Source organism: Spiroplasma endosymbiont of Sarcophaga variegata (assembly GCF_965178695.1).
Classification (GTDB): domain Bacteria; phylum Bacillota_I; class Bacilli_A; order Mycoplasmatales; family Mycoplasmataceae; genus Spiroplasma; species Spiroplasma poulsonii.
In genome coordinates this window covers 1,154,742-1,172,455 of sequence record NZ_CBCXVU010000002.1, presented here as the reverse complement: position 1 = coordinate 1,172,455, position 17,714 = coordinate 1,154,742, and the positions used below count along the sequence as shown (strand labels likewise).

Annotated in this window: 20 protein-coding genes and 1 pseudogene; 4 read left to right on the top strand and 17 right to left on the bottom strand. The window is 27.5% G+C overall.

What is annotated here, in order from left to right; all coding sequences use genetic code 4:
• Positions 1–28: 28 nt before the first annotated feature.
• Positions 29–1,903 carry a prolipoprotein diacylglyceryl transferase gene (locus ACOBME_RS07945; protein ID WP_338965525.1) on the bottom strand — a complete coding sequence of 625 codons (1,875 nt, stop codon included), beginning with the start codon at positions 1,901–1,903 and terminating at the stop codon, positions 29–31.
• A gap of 193 nt (positions 1,904–2,096) precedes the next feature.
• Positions 2,097–3,059, bottom strand: coding sequence for a transposase (locus tag ACOBME_RS07940; protein WP_419334884.1), 963 nt, complete (start codon positions 3,057–3,059; stop codon positions 2,097–2,099).
• Between the two features lie 160 nt (positions 3,060–3,219).
• Between ACOBME_RS07940 and ACOBME_RS07935 the strand changes: the two genes are divergently transcribed.
• A complete protein-coding gene (locus ACOBME_RS07935; RefSeq protein WP_419334883.1) occupies positions 3,220–3,684 on the top strand; it encodes a hypothetical protein in 465 nt (154 codons plus the stop codon).
• Positions 3,685–3,952: 268 nt separating this feature from the next.
• A complete protein-coding gene (locus tag ACOBME_RS07930; protein ID WP_338965522.1) occupies positions 3,953–4,420 on the top strand; it encodes a DUF3137 domain-containing protein in 468 nt (155 codons plus the stop codon).
• Between the two features lie 395 nt (positions 4,421–4,815).
• Here ACOBME_RS07930 and ACOBME_RS07925 read toward each other — a convergent pair.
• The 7 genes and pseudogenes from ACOBME_RS07925 to ACOBME_RS07895 all read right to left on the bottom strand — a co-directional run bounded on the left by ACOBME_RS07925 (position 4,816) and on the right by ACOBME_RS07895 (position 9,718).
• A pseudogene (locus ACOBME_RS07925) lies at positions 4,816–6,042 on the bottom strand (alpha-amylase family glycosyl hydrolase).
• A gap of 33 nt (positions 6,043–6,075) precedes the next feature.
• Positions 6,076–6,705 (bottom strand): formate/nitrite transporter family protein, encoded by a 630-nt coding sequence (locus ACOBME_RS07920; RefSeq protein WP_338965520.1) that lies wholly within the window; start codon positions 6,703–6,705, stop codon positions 6,076–6,078.
• 39 nt (positions 6,706–6,744) lie between these two features.
• Positions 6,745–7,344: a ribosome biogenesis GTP-binding protein YihA/YsxC gene (gene yihA / locus ACOBME_RS07915; RefSeq protein ID WP_338965519.1), complete on the bottom strand. Its 600-nt coding sequence runs from the start codon at positions 7,342–7,344 to the stop codon at positions 6,745–6,747.
• Positions 7,344–8,126, bottom strand: a complete 783-nt coding sequence (locus ACOBME_RS07910) for a TrmH family RNA methyltransferase (protein ID WP_338965518.1) — start codon at positions 8,124–8,126, stop codon at positions 7,344–7,346. Before ACOBME_RS07910 ends, yihA begins: the two co-directional genes overlap by 1 nt.
• Before the next feature lie 20 nt (positions 8,127–8,146).
• Complete coding sequence (locus ACOBME_RS07905; protein ID WP_338965516.1) at positions 8,147–8,857, bottom strand: hypothetical protein; 711 nt, start codon at positions 8,855–8,857, stop codon at positions 8,147–8,149.
• A 242-nt stretch (positions 8,858–9,099) separates the two neighbouring features.
• Positions 9,100–9,543 (bottom strand): hypothetical protein, encoded by a 444-nt coding sequence (locus ACOBME_RS07900; RefSeq protein WP_338965515.1) that lies wholly within the window; start codon positions 9,541–9,543, stop codon positions 9,100–9,102.
• A 4-nt stretch (positions 9,544–9,547) separates the two neighbouring features.
• Positions 9,548–9,718 carry a hypothetical protein gene (locus ACOBME_RS07895; protein WP_338965514.1) on the bottom strand — a complete coding sequence of 57 codons (171 nt, stop codon included), beginning with the start codon at positions 9,716–9,718 and terminating at the stop codon, positions 9,548–9,550.
• 460 nt (positions 9,719–10,178) lie between these two features.
• Between ACOBME_RS07895 and ACOBME_RS07890 the strand changes: the two genes are divergently transcribed.
• Both ACOBME_RS07890 and ACOBME_RS07885 read left to right on the top strand, forming a co-directional pair.
• The gene (locus ACOBME_RS07890; protein WP_338963247.1) at positions 10,179–11,141 is read left to right on the top strand and encodes an IS1/IS1595 family N-terminal zinc-binding domain-containing protein; all 963 of its coding nucleotides are present in this window, start codon (positions 10,179–10,181) and stop codon (positions 11,139–11,141) included.
• A gap of 227 nt (positions 11,142–11,368) precedes the next feature.
• Entirely contained in the window at positions 11,369–11,632 is a 264-nt protein-coding gene (locus tag ACOBME_RS07885) for a hypothetical protein (RefSeq protein WP_419334879.1), read from the top strand.
• 73 nt (positions 11,633–11,705) lie between these two features.
• Here the strand turns inward: ACOBME_RS07885 and ACOBME_RS07880 are convergent, their stop codons facing one another.
• The 8 genes from ACOBME_RS07880 to ACOBME_RS07845 form a co-directional block, all read right to left on the bottom strand.
• The gene (locus ACOBME_RS07880; RefSeq protein ID WP_419334877.1) at positions 11,706–12,416 is read right to left on the bottom strand and encodes a M20/M25/M40 family metallo-hydrolase; all 711 of its coding nucleotides are present in this window, start codon (positions 12,414–12,416) and stop codon (positions 11,706–11,708) included.
• Between the two features lie 61 nt (positions 12,417–12,477).
• The gene (locus tag ACOBME_RS07875) at positions 12,478–12,792 is read right to left on the bottom strand and encodes a M20/M25/M40 family metallo-hydrolase (protein ID WP_338966593.1); all 315 of its coding nucleotides are present in this window, start codon (positions 12,790–12,792) and stop codon (positions 12,478–12,480) included.
• 98 nt (positions 12,793–12,890) lie between these two features.
• Positions 12,891–13,052 (bottom strand): hypothetical protein, encoded by a 162-nt coding sequence (locus ACOBME_RS07870; protein ID WP_338965510.1) that lies wholly within the window; start codon positions 13,050–13,052, stop codon positions 12,891–12,893.
• Positions 13,053–13,105: 53 nt separating this feature from the next.
• Complete coding sequence (gene hemW, locus ACOBME_RS07865) at positions 13,106–14,185, bottom strand: radical SAM family heme chaperone HemW (RefSeq protein WP_338965508.1); 1,080 nt, start codon at positions 14,183–14,185, stop codon at positions 13,106–13,108.
• 73 nt (positions 14,186–14,258) lie between these two features.
• Positions 14,259–15,974 (bottom strand): MSC_0882 family membrane protein, encoded by a 1,716-nt coding sequence (locus ACOBME_RS07860; protein ID WP_338965507.1) that lies wholly within the window; start codon positions 15,972–15,974, stop codon positions 14,259–14,261.
• Positions 15,975–16,029: 55 nt separating this feature from the next.
• Positions 16,030–16,290, bottom strand: a complete 261-nt coding sequence (locus ACOBME_RS07855; protein WP_419334876.1) for a hypothetical protein — start codon at positions 16,288–16,290, stop codon at positions 16,030–16,032.
• A 64-nt stretch (positions 16,291–16,354) separates the two neighbouring features.
• Positions 16,355–16,564 (bottom strand): hypothetical protein, encoded by a 210-nt coding sequence (locus ACOBME_RS07850; RefSeq protein ID WP_338965504.1) that lies wholly within the window; start codon positions 16,562–16,564, stop codon positions 16,355–16,357.
• A 363-nt stretch (positions 16,565–16,927) separates the two neighbouring features.
• Positions 16,928–17,713, bottom strand: coding sequence for a type 1 periplasmic-binding domain-containing protein (locus tag ACOBME_RS07845; protein ID WP_338965502.1), 786 nt, complete (start codon positions 17,711–17,713; stop codon positions 16,928–16,930).
• Position 17,714 lies beyond the last annotated feature (1 nt).

Here is a 17,714-nt window from a genome sequence, read left to right as displayed (position 1 = left end):
CCCTCTTTCTACTTCCATTGTACACCTTTTATTGTCAGTTTAATTTAAAACAAACTTTTTTATTAAAATAATAAAATTGGTTTTCTTTAAATTTGAATTTTGATACTTCAATTTTTTTAGCATCTGGGCTAATTTTTAATTCATCAAAATTAATTAATTCATTAAGATTAAGGTTAAAAATAGTTGTTTTCTTCTCATTAATATTTGGATAAAACTTATTCCAAATTGCTTTAATTTGCGTTGCTGGTTCATTATGATGAGCAAGATCATTTAATAATGTTCCAAATTGTTGATTTGATAATGTTAAATATTGATTATTATTTGGTTTAGTTAATTTTAACGTTGCATGTTTTAAAACTTTGCTTAAATCAACTTTATATGTTTGATTAACAACTAAATCATCAATAAACTTATTGTTTTTGGTTGGTAACGCGACAATTTTAAAGCTATAATTAGTAATTTCATTATTAGTTAAAGTTTGATCATTGGCTTTAAAATATTTTAATTCAAAATATTTATCAAAAGTTTCATCTTGATAACCTAGGAATTCCATTACTTTTATTTTAATAATCGTTGGTAATTTATCAACATAGTTGTCTTCTCCAATAACGATATTATTAGTTAAATATTTATCAAATTTTCAAGTTTGTAAACTTTCAAAATCAACATATTCTTTTTCATAAATAAAACCATTTTTACGGAATTTTCTTGGAGCTCTTCATTGCGCATAAACTGCTAATACTAATCCCAATACTGCAATTAAAATTAAAACAGCATAATCTAATTCCCGATAATTTTTAATAAATAATGTTGAGACATCATCACGTTGTGTTTCAAGAACAAAACGAATTAAATTTCATAAAAAGAAATAAAAACCAGTTTGCACTCCACTACGTGTTATTGAATAACGACCAGGATTATTTAATTTTGTTAATTGGGCACTATCATTGTGTCACCATCTTTTAAAAGTATTACTTAGTTCTGATTTCGATTTAGTAATTGATACTTTTGGCATTTCATCTAATTGTTTTTGCGTTGGCACATAATTAAAATACGCTTTATCCCAAACTTCTTTTCATGTCATTTTATCTTTTTTAATATATTTCCGATTAAAAAAATGAATAAAATTATATTTTAAATCAAAAGGATATTCTTTTGAATCTTTTTTCCACGGTTTTTTACTAAATAATTGACCAGCAAACGGAATAAAGAAAGTAATGAATAATCACACTAAAAAGTTGAAGAACGATTCATATAAGAAGATTGGTTGACGAAAGACAATTTGTCCGCCAACTGCAACTGTTTCTGGTGATAAACCATCTCATTGTCATAAGTTATCACGAATAAATGCTGGTAATCAACGTAATGAATCATAAGAAGTAACACTCCCCAATAATTCGTGATTAAAGAAATTACCTCAACGCCCTAATACTTGTCCCAATAAAATATTTGGAATAATAGCATCAGTGTAAACTCAAAGAGAAACTTTTGCTTTTCGTCCAACAATCCCAAAGACAATTAAACCAGCAATAGTTCCAAACAGAACACCACTATGAATACTCATTCCTGCTTTTCAAAAGGCAAATAATGATCAAAATGGTACGGCTCCTGGTTCTGTTACTCATGGATTATGAATATCATTATTAACTTTTCCAAAAAAACTAGCACCAAATAATGAAAAAGGAATAATAACAAAAATTGACCAAATTAAAGGTTCAATTGGAATCTTCTTAATTTTTAACCGAATAAAACAGGCTAAAACAGATAAAATCATTCCCGTTGTAATAAATACAGCATACATATGAACTCAACCATCATATGTTGCTAAAATATCATGCGGCGTATTCGTTGGGGTAATTCAATCCGGAGAAGGTGGACCACTTGTTAATAATATGTTACTCATTTAATTTTTCACTCCTTTTATTAATAATTAATTACTAATAATCAATGCATAACAATTATATACCAAGTTCTAATAAAAAAGTACACTTATTTTCTTTAATTTTGTCGAAAACTCTTGATGAAATAAAAAAAATCATCAATATGACAATTTGAAAACTAATTTTGTGTAAGATTATGATTTTGCTTTAAATTTTTTAAACGTTAAAATATAATACCGTTGATTGTTGGTTTGGTGTTAAACCTTTGTGTTGGTATTTTCATTTTCAGAGCTTTAAATAATTTTGAATATTAGTGAAACCCAAACCATGATAATGAATTAAGGCTTCTTTAAGACTGGATTGTAATTTACTAATCTTATTTAACTTTTGATAACTAGTATCAGGGTTTGTACTAGTTTTGGTGGAATATAGAGTAGAATTTGTTTGTTTTGCTACTAATAAATATAGTGGTTGCATATCAGAAATAATTATTGATTTTTCTTTAATTAGTTGCTTATTCATATTTTCAATAATCCATTGTTTTTGTAATCTTTTGGTATTGGTGGATTGAACAAAAATATTATTATTTCTATCAACTGCCATTTGAATACAGCATTTGGTATCAGTTGAAAATGGATCGAGATGAGTTTTTCGTTTATCAAATTTATCTTTAAAATTGCCTTTATGAATTTCTTTAATAAATGTTTCATCCATTTGGATTTGACCATTTAATTTTTTAAATTTTAACTGTGTATTTTCTAATTGTTTTGATTGCATTAATTTTTGTCGATTATATCAAGCGGTTTTTGGGGTTGTTTTAATAAAACGAGAAATTATTTTACTAGATTGTCCTAACAATGAAATTTGAATTAATAAATTTCACTGTTCATAATTTAAATGACTTCAATAAGTAAAATGATGACGAAATGCATCAAAACTAGCACGACATTTTTTACATAAATATTTTTGTTTTCCTTCGGAATTATGACCATTTTTAACACAATGAAAAGATTTGCAATTAGGACATATAATGCCTTTATCTCTAAATTTTTGATCAATTTCATTTAAACGTTTTTGTTTTTTAATTAAGTCTGCTTGTTGTTTTATTTTTTCATAAAATTCTAAAAATTGATCATCTGTTAAGCTATTTATTAATTCTGTAATTATTTTTTTCATCATTTATTTACCTCTATATATTAAAAATATACCTAATTTTAGGTATATTTTATAAATATCAAGAGTTTTCGACAAAATTAAAGCTTATTTTTACAACATATTTGTAATTCTCTTCTTTTTAAATTATAATTTACCCAAATTAATATAAACATTAGAAAGCGAAGTGAAATTAGAAATGAACAATACTGCGTTATCAGGAGCAGCAGTTAATAAAATTAAAACTCTTCATCAAGAACATCTTCAACAACACTATAAAAAAATTACTAGTTTTTGACGAAAATCAATTATAATCGACATTATTTTTTGTATCTTAATTACAATTTTAGCAACATCTTTGCTAGTAGGAATTATCCTTAAAATTGTCAATACTAATAATAATCAATTACAATTTTATCTTATCTATCTTACCTTACCACTATTGGTGGTAACAATTATTATTTATATTTTAATCAAAGCTGGCGCTGTTAGCATTAGTCTCTTTCTTAACCGCTTAGATTATAATGCATATTACCGAATTGCAATTGAAGATCTTTGAAAAGATGAAATTAACCTTGATGAAGTAAGCAACAACTTTAAAATTATCCCCGAACCAAATTTTACTAGTTTTAGTAAATACCAAAAAAAATAATCTTTTACAACAAAGTTTAATTCGAGTAAGTAGTTTAGAAGAAAAACTAGATAATAAAATTATTAACGGAACAACAAAAAATAACACCTTTTCATTAGGTGTTATTACTGTTCGAAAAACAATGGTTTTCTTAAAAACATTAATTTTTTGTCTTCTTATTGGTCTAATTATTTTGGCTAGTCTTTCTAATAGTAAAGGCAAAGATGCAAAAACATCAAATAGCATTGCTAATGGTATTAATATGACTTAATTATTATTATGAATTGAAATGAAGCGATCAGAAAACTACTTTTTCTTTACTGCAACATTACCAAAAAACTTTGAAATTGAAGCAAATATTGTTCCTCATCAAAACAAATTTAAAAAGTTTATTTTAAATAACAAAGAAATTCAACTAGAAGGAACAGAATTTCCGAACTTATTTGATACTAATACAACTGATCCAGTTGAATTACGAAAGATTTTAACACCAAAAGTAATGGCTAATTTAATTGATAATAGTAATAAATATCAAGAAGTTTTATCAATGTCTTTTGTTAATAATAAGTTTACTTTACTGCTTGATAAATATTATTATAGTAAAAAAGCACATCATCAAGATCAAATTTGAAAACCAATTATTGCAAGGAACAAAAATATTCAAGACTGTATTGATGATTTAATTGCTAAAATTGAATTAGATTTAAGTCATTTAAAAAAGGGATTAGATTATTTAACTGGGTTTGACATTAAATAATCAAAAATTATTACTTGATATGGTTTAATTTTTTTATCAAAAGTTTGATAATTGTTATAAACAATTTTAAAATTAGGTGCCTTATCATCAAGCATAATTTCTTGGTTTGACAAATTAATAATTACTAAAAATTTTTGATCCTGATAAAAACGATAAAAACTTAGTACAACGGGATTAAGCTCAATAAAATCAATTTGGCCATAACTAAAGGCTAAATTTTTTTTGCGGAACTGAATTAAAAATTGATATGCTTTAAAAATTGATTGGGGACTGTGATAATCTTTTTCCCAGTTAACTTTTAAATAATTTGTATTTACATTAATTCATGGTTGATGAGAACTAAATCCACTAAACTGCTGATCATTTTATTGCATTGGTGTTCGAGCATTATCCCGTTAACGTGCACTAAGAACCTTTAAAATTGCAGATCTTTCATAACCCTTTTGTTGCAAAATTTGATAATAATTGATTGATTCAATATCTTTCAGTTGATTAATATTTTGATAATCATTATTTTCCATCCCAAATTCTTCCCCTTGATAAAGATATGGTGTTCCCCTTAACAATAAAACAACCGCAGCAAGCGCAATTGCTGATTCAAAACGATAACGTTGTGGGTCACCAAAACGAGACAACGCTCGTGGTTGGTTATGGTTATTTAAAAAGGTTGCTAACCATCCACCTTCTATTTGAACTAATCTCTGTCATTCTTTAAGATTTGCTACTAATTTTGCGGGGTCATAAGGAGCTAATGCTCACTTTTCATTATTTAAATAATCAATTTTTAAATGGTGAAAAGTAAAAGCCATATTTAATTCTTTTGATGCTGGTTTAGTATATAAAATGTCTTGTTCAATTGAAGTTGAAGATAATTCCCCAACTGTGACAACATTTTCTTTCATATGATATGTTTTTTGCCCCATTTCTTGTAAATAAGTATGAACTTGTGGTGAATCAGTATAATATTTTCGCCCATCACCCGTTAAATCATCAACAAAGACTTCTGGTTTTCCAATTAAATTAATAACACCGAAGCGGAGCCCTTGTACCCCTTTTTGCAATCAATAATTAATAATTTCATAAATATCTTGGCGTAATTAATCATCACGCCAATTTAAGTCAATCTGAGTTTTATCAAATAAGTGTAAATAAAACTTTTGTAATTTATCAAGATACGCTCAAGCTGAACCACCAAACTTACTATGTCAATTATTTGGTAGCACTGTTTTATTTCCCGGTAAAAAGAAAAAACGCTTTTGATAATCTTTATACCCTGCAAGTGCTTTTTGAAACCACTGGTGTTCAATTGAACAATGATTAAAAATCATATCCATCATAATATAAATGTTTCGTTTTTTTGCTTCACTAATTAATTGTTCAAAATCATCCATTGTTCCAAACAAGGGATTTATTTTTTTATAATCAGCAACATCATAGCCATTATCTTTTTGTGGGGAAAAATAAATTGGATTTAGCCATAAATAATTAACACCTAACATTGCTAAATAATCTAACTTTTGAATAATACCTGGGATGTCACCAACCCCATCATTGTTAGTATCATAAAACGATTGTGTATGAATTTTATACACAATCGCTTCTTGAAAATTAATTTTACTCATTATGTTCTCCTTTACCGTTTAATTTCTTATTTACTAAGTATTTTCCACTACGTTTGGTTGTTTTCTAAAATTAAGTAAACTTTTTCCTTTAATGTTTAATAATTCATTTCGTAATTTAGTAAAACGTGGAATTTTTTCTAAAAACCAAGTTAGCGTCATACTTACTCCCATTGTTAATAATCCACTAATAATAAATCATATAAAGCCGGTTCCAATAAATGTGTTAACGCCATTAACCTGGCTAAAAGGTTGAATTGATAAGACACCTAGTCAGGCACCGTTTCCAATTCCGTTTGAAGTCACACCAGCAACTGTTAATAATAAGGAACCACTCGCTGAACCAATAATTGCACCTAAAAATGTTACTAATAACAAACCAACCGGAAAGACAATTCCAAAAATTACTTGTTTAATTCCTGTTGTTGTAATTCCTTGAATAGCATATAATGCAGCAATATACCCAACAGAAATAAATAGTCCTCCCAAAAAACCATTTAATAATGTATTAATAATTCCTGCCTTAATTTTACGATCAGACGATTCAAAAGCACCAATAATTGCTTGTTCAGAATAAGATAAATGGCCTTCTAAAACTGATACATCAACTTTTGCTAACTTATCAATTTCATTTTGATATTGCACTATTTTAATAGTATTTTTCATTGTTTTCCCCTTTATTTTTAAAATAAACTATGGTTTAGATTATACATTAAATCCTAATAATTTTGCAAATAATGTTCAGCATTCATCACGACCAATGTTTTTACTACTTGATGTTTTAATAAAATAATCGCCATCGGCAAAATTTAATTTTGTTTTAATAATTTTTTCTTGTTTCTGAATGTCGTTTTTTTTCAACTTATCTAACTTTGTTCCAATAACAACTGTTAGAATTTTAAAGTGCTTTAAATATTGGTACATCTCATAATCATCTTGGGTTGGAGAATGACGTAAATCAACTAAGAGACAAACAAATTTTAAATTATTTCGTTCAGTTAAATATTGTTCCATCATTTTTGCAAAAGCAACTTTATGTTCATCGTTCACTCTGGCAAAACCATAACCTGGGGCATCCACAATTCGAAATTGATTATTATTAATTGTAAAAAAATTTAGCATTCTTGTTTTTCCTGGAGTTTGTGAAACTTTTGCTAATTGCCGTTGATTTGTTAACATATTTAAAAAACTTGATTTTCCAACATTACTTTTTCCTAAAAAAGCAATTTCAAATAAATCATCATTAATTCATCCCATTTTATTTACAGCCGAAGTAAGATAATTGGCATTTTTAAACTTAAACATTATTTTCCCTCCAATTGGCGATTAATTTCATACATTAAAATTGTTCCTGCTTGAGCAACATTTAATGATTCTAACTTTGAACTAATCTTAATTTGAACATTATAGTCACTAATTTTTTGTAAATCAGCAGAAAGACCATGCCCTTCGTTTCCTAATGCTAAAATATATTTTTCTGTTTTGTTAACCTGTCATTCTTTCAAGAAAACACTTTTTTGTTTTAAAGCAGTTGTCACAAGTTTATAGTGTTTTGCTTGTAACGCTTTAATTTCTGACAAACTAAGTTCTTTAATAATAGTACGAAAAACTGCCCCTTGGCTGGCTCGCAATACTTTATCATTAAAAATATCAACCGGGTGATTATATAAAATAATATTAGTAAAATTAAAACCTAAACTGGTTCTAATTAATGTCCCTAAATTCCCGGGGTCTTGAATATTTTCTAATAATAAAATATTTTGATTGGCCTTAAAATCATTGTTACTATTCATTTTATTTAAGTCAATAACACCAACAATATTCTGACTATTTTTGCTCTGACTTAATTTTGCTAAAATAGGTTCTGAACAAATTGTTATTAAAACATTAGCAATATTTTTTAATTTTGACCTATTTGCTGCGGTTGTTAAAACCTCAACTAGTAATTCTTGTTGTAAAGCTTCTTCAATAATATTTCAACCTTCAATTAATGCTAAATTTAATTCGTCACGATATTTTCTGTCTTTTAACTTCACTAATAATTTAACATGTTCATTTTGAGTTGAATTAATTTCACGATACTGCATTTGCTTGTTTTCTTTCTCTCTTAATTAACATACATAAAACCAACAAGATATTTTTTTGTTTTAGGATCATCTCATTGTTTTTTAGTTTCTCCTGTTTCCCGAATTGCCACAGCCATTGCTCGTGGCCGTTTTGGTGGGTCTTGCATTTTTCCTAATAAAACCGATAATCCGGTGCGTTTATTTTCGTGATTATTTTCTTTGTTATAATCTTCGGCATCTTTAACACCAACTTGTTTTGCCATAATTTTAATTTTATTTTTTTTATATCAACGTTGAAATTGCAAGTATTTTTCAAAAGTTCATTCCTTTTCTTCTCATGTTAAGAAAATACGATCTTTTTCTTCATCTCAACTATCTAAGTAATCACGAAAATTTGTTTGTGAGGTTGGCCCTTGTTCCATCATTTTAAAAGTTCGATCAATTGTTTCTGATAGAGTATCATACCCGTAACCAATAAAAGCATTACCAATTCAATGATGTTTATAAATTGGTTTGATGGGATCAATTGGTTCAGTAAAAGTAACAGCATATGACCAATATTTATCATCAGCTTTACTACGAAAAAGTTCATATCCAAATTTTTCATGCTTTATAATTACGGCATCTTTCTTAATTTTGCATACTAAATGTTTAAAGCTTTTAACAATTGCATCAATTTCAGTTGCAGTTAAAGGGGCTTTTAATTTTGGTTGTTTTGATTTTAGAATATGTTCTGCATAATATGATGGCATAATAAGTATAAACCTCTTTCTTTAAACCTTAGTAATTAACTAATTATAATTTTAACTTTTATCATTCGTTAAGTAAAGGATAATTATTAATTAATCTTTACTTCAAAGATACTTTTTAAAAATTTTAAACATAAATAAATATTACAATTTAAAAAAGAAAGAACTTAATTTAATTATTTTGACAATTTAAATTCTTCTTTCTTTTTTTCTTAAAAATAATAGTTTAAACTTATTCTTAAAGTTTATTTTACTTGTGCATTTAAATAATCTTTTAAACATTTTAATGAACAAACATTAACATTATCAATTCGCATAATTTTTGATTTAAGGTTATCACATTGATAACAAACAAACGCTTTTGATTCATCTAAATGATGGGTACATGGTTTTGCTTTATGCACTCAACACTCCGTAATCCCTTCTCCTAATAGTTCAAAATCACTACCATTGTCATTGACCATTCGTGAAAAACTAACTCCTTGCGCAACATCATGACCACAAGCTGATTTAATTAAAACAGATAAAATTTCATATGAAGAATTAGCAAAAACTAAATTTGACATTTGATTTTCATAATTACAAGTTTCACAATCAAAATATGGAATATTAGTTAAATGTTGGATTTTTGCTACTAAATCAGCAAATTTATCTAATCATTTATTATTACTTAAAACTTTATTATTCATCTTTTTAATCCCCCCACTTAATTGTTTTATTAAGATATTTGCGTAAGCATTCTCGTGAACAATAATTATTATCAAGAACTAAGTGTTCATCATCTGGGTAAAGCAATTTTTTGCAATAAACACAAGCAACATTATTACGTAAAACTTTAATATATGAATTAGTGACATAATTCATTTCATTACATTCATTACATAAATCAACATTAAATTGATCAATTGTTTCTTTTTTTACATTAACTTTATCAAAACTAAAACCAAAAAAAAGATCATAAATATTTAAATCATCAATATCTTTCTCCTGATTACAGTTATTACAATAAAACGAAGTAGTTTTACCAAGTTTAATTATTTCACATAAATACCCAAATAATTCATATTTAAACTTAATTCAATATTCATAATGACGTTTAACAATATTTTAATTATTTTGCTCATTATTTTCAACAGTTGGTTTATCATGATCTTGCAAGTTTTCTAATTTCATTATTATATCCTCCAAAGAATTCAATGGATTAATTATATCACAAATTAAACGGAAACAATGATGAACTTATCCTTTAATTTTGTCGAAAACTCTTGATATTTATAAAATATACCTAAAATTAGGTATATTTTTAATATATAGAGGTAAATAAATGATGAAAAAAATAATTACAGAATTAATAAATAGCTTAACAGATGATCAATTTTTAGAATTTTATGAAAAAATAAAACAACAAGCAGACTTAATTAAAAAACAAAAACGTTTAAATGAAATTGATCAAAAATTTAGAGATAAAGGCATTATATGTCCTAATTGCAAATCTTTTCATTGTGTTAAAAATGGTCATAATTCCGAAGGAAAACAAAAATATTTATGTAAAAAATGTCGTGCTAGTTTTGATGCATTTCGTCATCATTTTACTTATTGAAGTCATTTAAATTATGAACAGTGAAATTTATTAATTCAAATTTCATTGTTAGGACAATCTAGTAAAATAATTTCTCGTTTTATTAAAACAACCCCAAAAACCGCTTGATATAATCGACAAAAATTAATGCAATCAAAACAATTAGAAAATACACAGTTAAAATTTAAAAAATTAAATGGTCAAATCCAAATGGATGAAACATTTATTAAAGAAATTCATAAAGGCAATTTTAAAGATAAATTTGATAAACGAAAAACTCATCTCGATCCATTTTCAACTGATACCAAATGCTGTATTCAAATGGCAGTTGATAGCAATAATAATATTTTTGTTCAATCCACCAATACCAAAAGATTACAAAAACAATGGATTATTGAAAATATGAATAAGCAACTAATTAAAGAAAAATCAATAATTATTTCTGATATGCAACCACTATATTTATTAGTAGCAAAACAAACAAATTCTACTCTATATTCCACCAAAACTAGTACAAACCCTGATACTAGTTATCAAAAGTTAAATAAGATTAGTAAATTACAATCCAGTCTTAAAGAAGCCTTAATTCATTATCATGGTTTGGGTTTCACTAATATTCAAAATTATTTAAAGCTCTGAAAATGAAAATACCAACACAAAGGTTTAACACCAAACCAACAATCAACGGTATTATATTTTAACGTTTAAAAAATTTAAAGCAAAATCATAATCTTACACAAAATTAGTTTTCAAATTGTCATATTGATGATTTTTTTTATTTCATCAAGAGTTTTCGACAAAATTAAAGAACTTATCTGTTAAATAATGTTAAATGAGGTAACAATGACCAAACAATTTAACTGAAAAATTTCTAAAAATTCATAGTATAATTCTTATATGAAATAACTATCTTTAAGATGAAAGGAGTCAAATTTATGGATAAAAGAATGTTATCATCACTTTTCAACATCTTGTTTTGTTGATTAAACGTAATTTTATGAATTTTTAATGTGAATCCTGTTGGGACCCTGCTTTTTGGAACTGATTGTCCAAATACGCGCAAAGGAAAATTTGTTTATGGATTATGTTCTTTGTTACAATGAATTTTAATGGCAACAATTATTGGAACAATCTTCGTCATTATTTTCTGAGCAAAAGGAGAACCATCAATTGCTCAACGTCTTGCTAAATTAGTGTAATAATAAAAAATAAAAAGTTTTAATAAATATCCTTATAAAGATCTTTGTTAAAACTTTTTTAATTACAACAATATTACTTTGTTGTTAACAACGGAATTGCTTTTGTATAAATTTCTAACATTTTTTGTAAGTCGCTGATTTTAACATACTCATTATATGCATGCATTGTTGACTCATTAATATCAAATTCATCCCCAAAAGCAACACAGTTTGGCATTGCTTTTGCATAAGTTCCACCACCAATTGCGACTGGTTTTGCATAATGATCACCAGTAACATCACGATAAACTTGCATAATATTCTTAATCATTGGACTATCAAGTGGCATATGAATTGGTTTTTCTGAAGAAATAATCGCTAATTGTAAATGATATTTTGATAGTTCCGCTGTTAATGGTGCTTCAACATCTTTTAAATGATATGAAATTGGTACTCGCATGTTTAATGTCAAACGGGTTTTTTCAGCATTAATCTCAACAATGCCATTATTAACAATCAATAAACCGGTATCATCTTTCATTGTTGAAAAAATTTGTTTAAAATTAAAATCATTGTATAGATGTTTTTTCACAAAATTAGCAATTGGCGAGTCAGTTGTAAATTCAGCATACGTTGCTAATGTTACTAAAGCAGTATTAATTCCTCGTTCAGGTAAACTACCATGGGATGCTTTTCCTTTCACGATTAATCAATCATCTTCAAGATCTGTTTCAATTTGTTTTTGGTCTAACTTAGTTTTAATGTCTGTAAGATAAGGTCCTTGATAACGAACAACATCAGCCACACAATTGTACGCTTCGCCACCTAATAAAACAAATTTTTGTCCCTAACCAATAATATCGACATTAATAATTCCTTTCTCGGCATAAACAACTGGAAACTCACCATCTGGGGTTATAACCTAATGCTGGAGTTCCTTCAACTGCCATATATGCTTTAATTGATGCTCAATCGGTTTCTTCTGTTAAACCAAAAATTAAACGAATACAATAATCTGGTTGATAATTATGATCTTTTAAATATTTTAAAGCATACAAATTAATAATGGTTGGTCCTTTATCATCAAATGCACCACGACCTAATAACTTTCCATCGCTAATTTGAGGTTGAAATGGTTCAAAATCTCATTTTTTAAGATCACCCGCCGGAACAACATCTAAATGCCCTAAAATTGCAAAGATTTCAGCACCCGTTCCATATTCTACATACCCATAACGATTTTCAGGGTCCTGATAAGTTTTAAAACCTAATTCTTTTGCTATAAATTAACAGCATAATCTAAGACAGCTTTTGTTCCTGCTCCAGATGGGGCATTTGGTTGTGCTGCACTACGAACAGATGGAATTTTAATAACATCTTGAATTTTTACTAGTGCTTCTGAAAAATATTTTTCTTGTAATTTAATAACATCTATTTCCATTTTATTTTCCTTTCCCTTTTAAGGGCCTTGATACTCATATTATAACATAAAAATTATTCCATAATATTAACTAAAATATCATTTAAGATATTTAATCCTTGTTTTGTACAACGTAAATGATTATTTTCAAAAACCAAATTATTTTTTGCAACTTCAGCGGTAATTTTAGCTTCATAATAATTTACTGCTGCTTGTGCATCTTTGACTGTTCCTAAATTAATGCCCTCCAAAATTCGTAATCCCATCATTAAAATTTGAAAATAATAATCTGCTAATGATATTTCTGTTTTCTGCTGCGTTCAATTGGCATATTTTCGACTATTTTCTAATAAATAATAACCATCATCATTAATAAAACCAGCTGCTCCTGGTCCAAGCAATCAAAATGATTTATTAGTTCAATATCCTAAATTATGCTGTGATTTTTTATTGTTATTAGTGTAATTTGAAATTTCATAACGAACATACCCCATTTTTTTAAGAGCCGCATTAATAATTTCATCAAAGGCAATATCATAATCAGGCAATTTAACTTTCGTTTTTCCTCAGTAAGAATTTTCTTTTAAAATTAATGAATATCAACTAATATGATCAGGTTGTAATTGTTTAACCATTATTAAGTCTTGTTCAATATCAGCTGTTGTTTGGTCAAATAAGTTATAAATTAAATCAAAAGAAATATTATTAAAACCCTCCCTGCGCGCTAAATTATAACTAGTAACAATATCTGCAACACTATGATGACGATTAATTTTTTTTAATAACTGATCACTAAATGTTTGCACCCCAATTGATAACCGATTAACATGATATTTTTTTAAAAGTTGCAATTGACTTTTCGTAATTCTTTCAGGATTTAATTCAATAGTATATTCAACAACTGCTGTTTGATCAATCTTTTGCAACAATTGTAATAATTTTTCTAATTGGCTATCATCCAAACTGTTGGGTGTTCCGCCTCCTAAATAAATTGTTTTTAAGTTGAATCGTGGTTGGGGCTGTGAAATTTCTGCTTCTAACGACAATAAATATTCGTCAACCATTTCATTTCGTGATTTTTTGATTTTAAAAAAATCACAATAAAAACAAATATGGTCACAAAAAGGAATATGTACATATAAATGTTCAATCATTATTAATCCTCACTTCTTTATTAATAATTATAAGATAATTTCAAATAAAAAATAATTGTTTTCAACACAATTCTTAATTACGGTTAAATCAACGACCAAGGATTGGTTCACCACGACGTTTACGACGACGAGCAATTAACCATGGAATTGAAATTACTAGCGTTAAGATAATTAGAAAAATAATAAAAATAACTAAGCAAATGCGATTGGTTTTCTTCTTCAACGCCGCTAATTCTTCTGGTTTAACAATTTCATAACCATAATAACCAATAATATTTGCTTTACGTTTTTTTGTTAAAACAATATTAGCAATATGAATTCCTAATGTTGCAATTAAAATCGTAATTGTAATTGTAATTGCTGCTGTTAAATCATCAACAATTCCCCAACTTCAAAATCCAAATCGGAATTCTTCGCCAGAATGTTGTTGAAAACCATAAAGGATTCCTAACACAATTCCGCCAAAGAAATATGTTGGAAATGCTAATCAATTTAAAATAATACTACGAACAGTCATTTTTTTATAATTATCAATCAAGAAGTGTGGAATCGTATGATTACCACGCATTAAATGCGAGATATAATTGTTTGTTTCAATGCGAACCCGTGATAAATCAAAAATTCCGGCAAATAATAATCCTAATGAAATTAATAAAAAGGTAATTGTTAAAAATGGATGGGGAATATATTTCGCTTGAATTTCCATAATTGATGATAAACCTTGTTGATGTGAAATGAAATATAAGGCAATAAATAAACTTGTTGACATTGTGCCAAAAAGACCAAATGTAATCATAATTAGTGTTCGAACTTTTTCCGAACGAATTTCACGCGCAATTTCTAACGGAATTAATTTATTAGCATATTCACGATTAAAATGACGACGACGATGTTTTGCTGGTAATTGTGGCTGATAAGCATAACGATTATTTTCAAAACCATTTTGAAAAGGTTGACCTTCCAACTGGGCTGGTGGTAAATAATTATTATTTTGATAAAAGGCAGGTGGAGCTGGCATTGCATTTGCCATCATTTGGTTTCCATCAAAATATGGTTGTGGATTTACATTAGGATAATAGTTTTTGCCATCATAAGATAATTCGGACTGGTTAAATTGTTCGTTAAACTGTAACTGACTATATGGATTAACAACACGACGTTGGTAAGGACGACGATATTGATTTACATAAACATGATCATCATTAAAATAACCATCACGATTATTTTGATAATTCATTGCTTCTGGATACGAATACCCACCATAATTCTGTTGACCTGCTAAATATTGATCTTGCATTGAATTTGATGTTGGTTGATGAATTCGCCGTGGTAAAATTTGTGGTTGCACTGGACGAGAATAATTATTAGCGGCATCATGATTATAATAAGGTTCAACATAACCTGGCGGTGTTGATGGTGCTACTGGTGCTGTAATTAACTCACGTTCTTCATCAATATACTGTCTTTCATTATTTGTATAATAATTATATTGGTTATTTAAATTCATTCGTGCCGGACGAATTGTATTGTGATTTTGATATAACATTTCGGTATTATTTAATTGATTTTGTTTATATGTTTCATTGGGACGGAAGTACTGATCTTGTGGCCATTGATTTTGCGCAATACCATTATTATTTATTTGTTGATGAGAAAAATTTGGGTCATTTTGGTTCAATAATTCAGGATTAAAATTATCACCATAACCATTACCTGGTTGCATTTGTGACTGTTTATTATGTTCTTTATCTTTAGTCATAAAAGATTTTACTGTATTAAAAAAACCCATACTTTGTTTCACCTACCCTACTTGTGAAAATTAATTTATTTAAAAAAAGAATTATCTAGTTTTTATCACCCGTTTTTCTAGCTAGCATAATTTCTTGTTCAAAATACTCAATTTTTTCCTTAAAACTTGTTTCTTCTTTTAATTTCATCATATTTGTTCAATTTTGATTATTCTTTTTACTTCGAAATAAAGAAAAAGTAATAATAAAATAAATAAATAATAATAGCGTTGCGAACCCTAGTAGAAATCCAACTAACCCGATTATTGGAATTTCTAAACCTAAGATTTTGATACTAATAGCCAAGATTCCTCCCATATAAACACCACACTATCTAAAAGCATTATACTATAATTTTTAAATTTTTACAAAAAATATTTTTTTATTTTAATCCATCTTCTAACGACGTTAGAATCGCTTTTTTAAGTGTTTTTTGGTTCTCATATGTTAAAGCTAAGGTATCAACAAAATGTAATTGATTTATTTTACGATAAATTTTTCCAACCGTTGTCGCTAATTTTAGTAACTTTGGATCTTTATCAATGTAATTAATAATTTTGCTATCAATTCATTTTGTTTTTTCAACACCCAATCAATTAGCGTTTGTGCTTGATGATTGATCAGTATTAATTCAACATTTATTAGTTGCTTTCTTAGCATCTCATATTTTACTATCTGCTTGATAACCACATGTTGGTGAATAAATATTTATTAAAGCATCTTCTGTTGCTTGAGCAATATTTAATAAGCCACTCGTAATAATATATTGATCACCATAAATCTATGCCTGGGCTGTATCAACACCAACTACTTTTGCCTTTGCTTCATTATATTTAATTCGATCAATTGTATCTTGCGTTTATGATCCTGCAACCGGAAAAATAACATTCGCCTGTTTACTAATTAAGTAGTCTGAGATAACTTTACCATCCCCCTGATTAAATGATTGCGAAAACTATGATTCGTTTTTATTTAATACTGTTTGTACTTTATTAATCGGTTGTAATCCCTTCAATGTTGGACTAATTCCTTGTAAGAGAGTTAAAATATCTTGTTTTAAGTGATGTAAGTTAGGATAAAGGCTATTGTTATTAATTATTTCATTAAAAATATCCGCTGATAATAAAAAGCCTCATAAGTAATTTGAAACCCCAATTGGATTATCCATCCAACCATAAGTTCCAATCCCTAATTGACCATTAAATTGTGTTTGATGCAAATTAAGTCACATTGCTGTTACAAGTCCCGCTAAAAAACCAGCAATTTCTTTTTGAAATAAAATTCCAACAACATTATCTACTCACGATTCTTTTTGATCCATATTCTTATGAATATTTTTGCCACTACCATCAATAAAAATGATATTATTTGCTAATGTCGCCGCTCAACCAATGGTATTACCATGAATAAAACCTGGTAAAATTAATGTTTTTGCACCAGCAATACTTGCTGTAATATAAGCTGCTTTAAACTCTGCTGGGGTTAATCCTACTGGTTCAAAGTAACTGGCACGGATGTTACTATCTTGTCAATTTGATAAAACTGACTGTTCGGAATGTGTGACAAGATATCGACTAGCTCCTTCTCACGCTGATTGATTAAAAGACTTATCATTAATAGTACTACTACTAATAACTCAAATATTACTCATATATTGGTATTTTTTTAAACAAGCTGTTAAAAAACTAGTTAAAGGAATAACTATTTGTAACGCCATTATAAACTTCATTAGTTTTTTCATT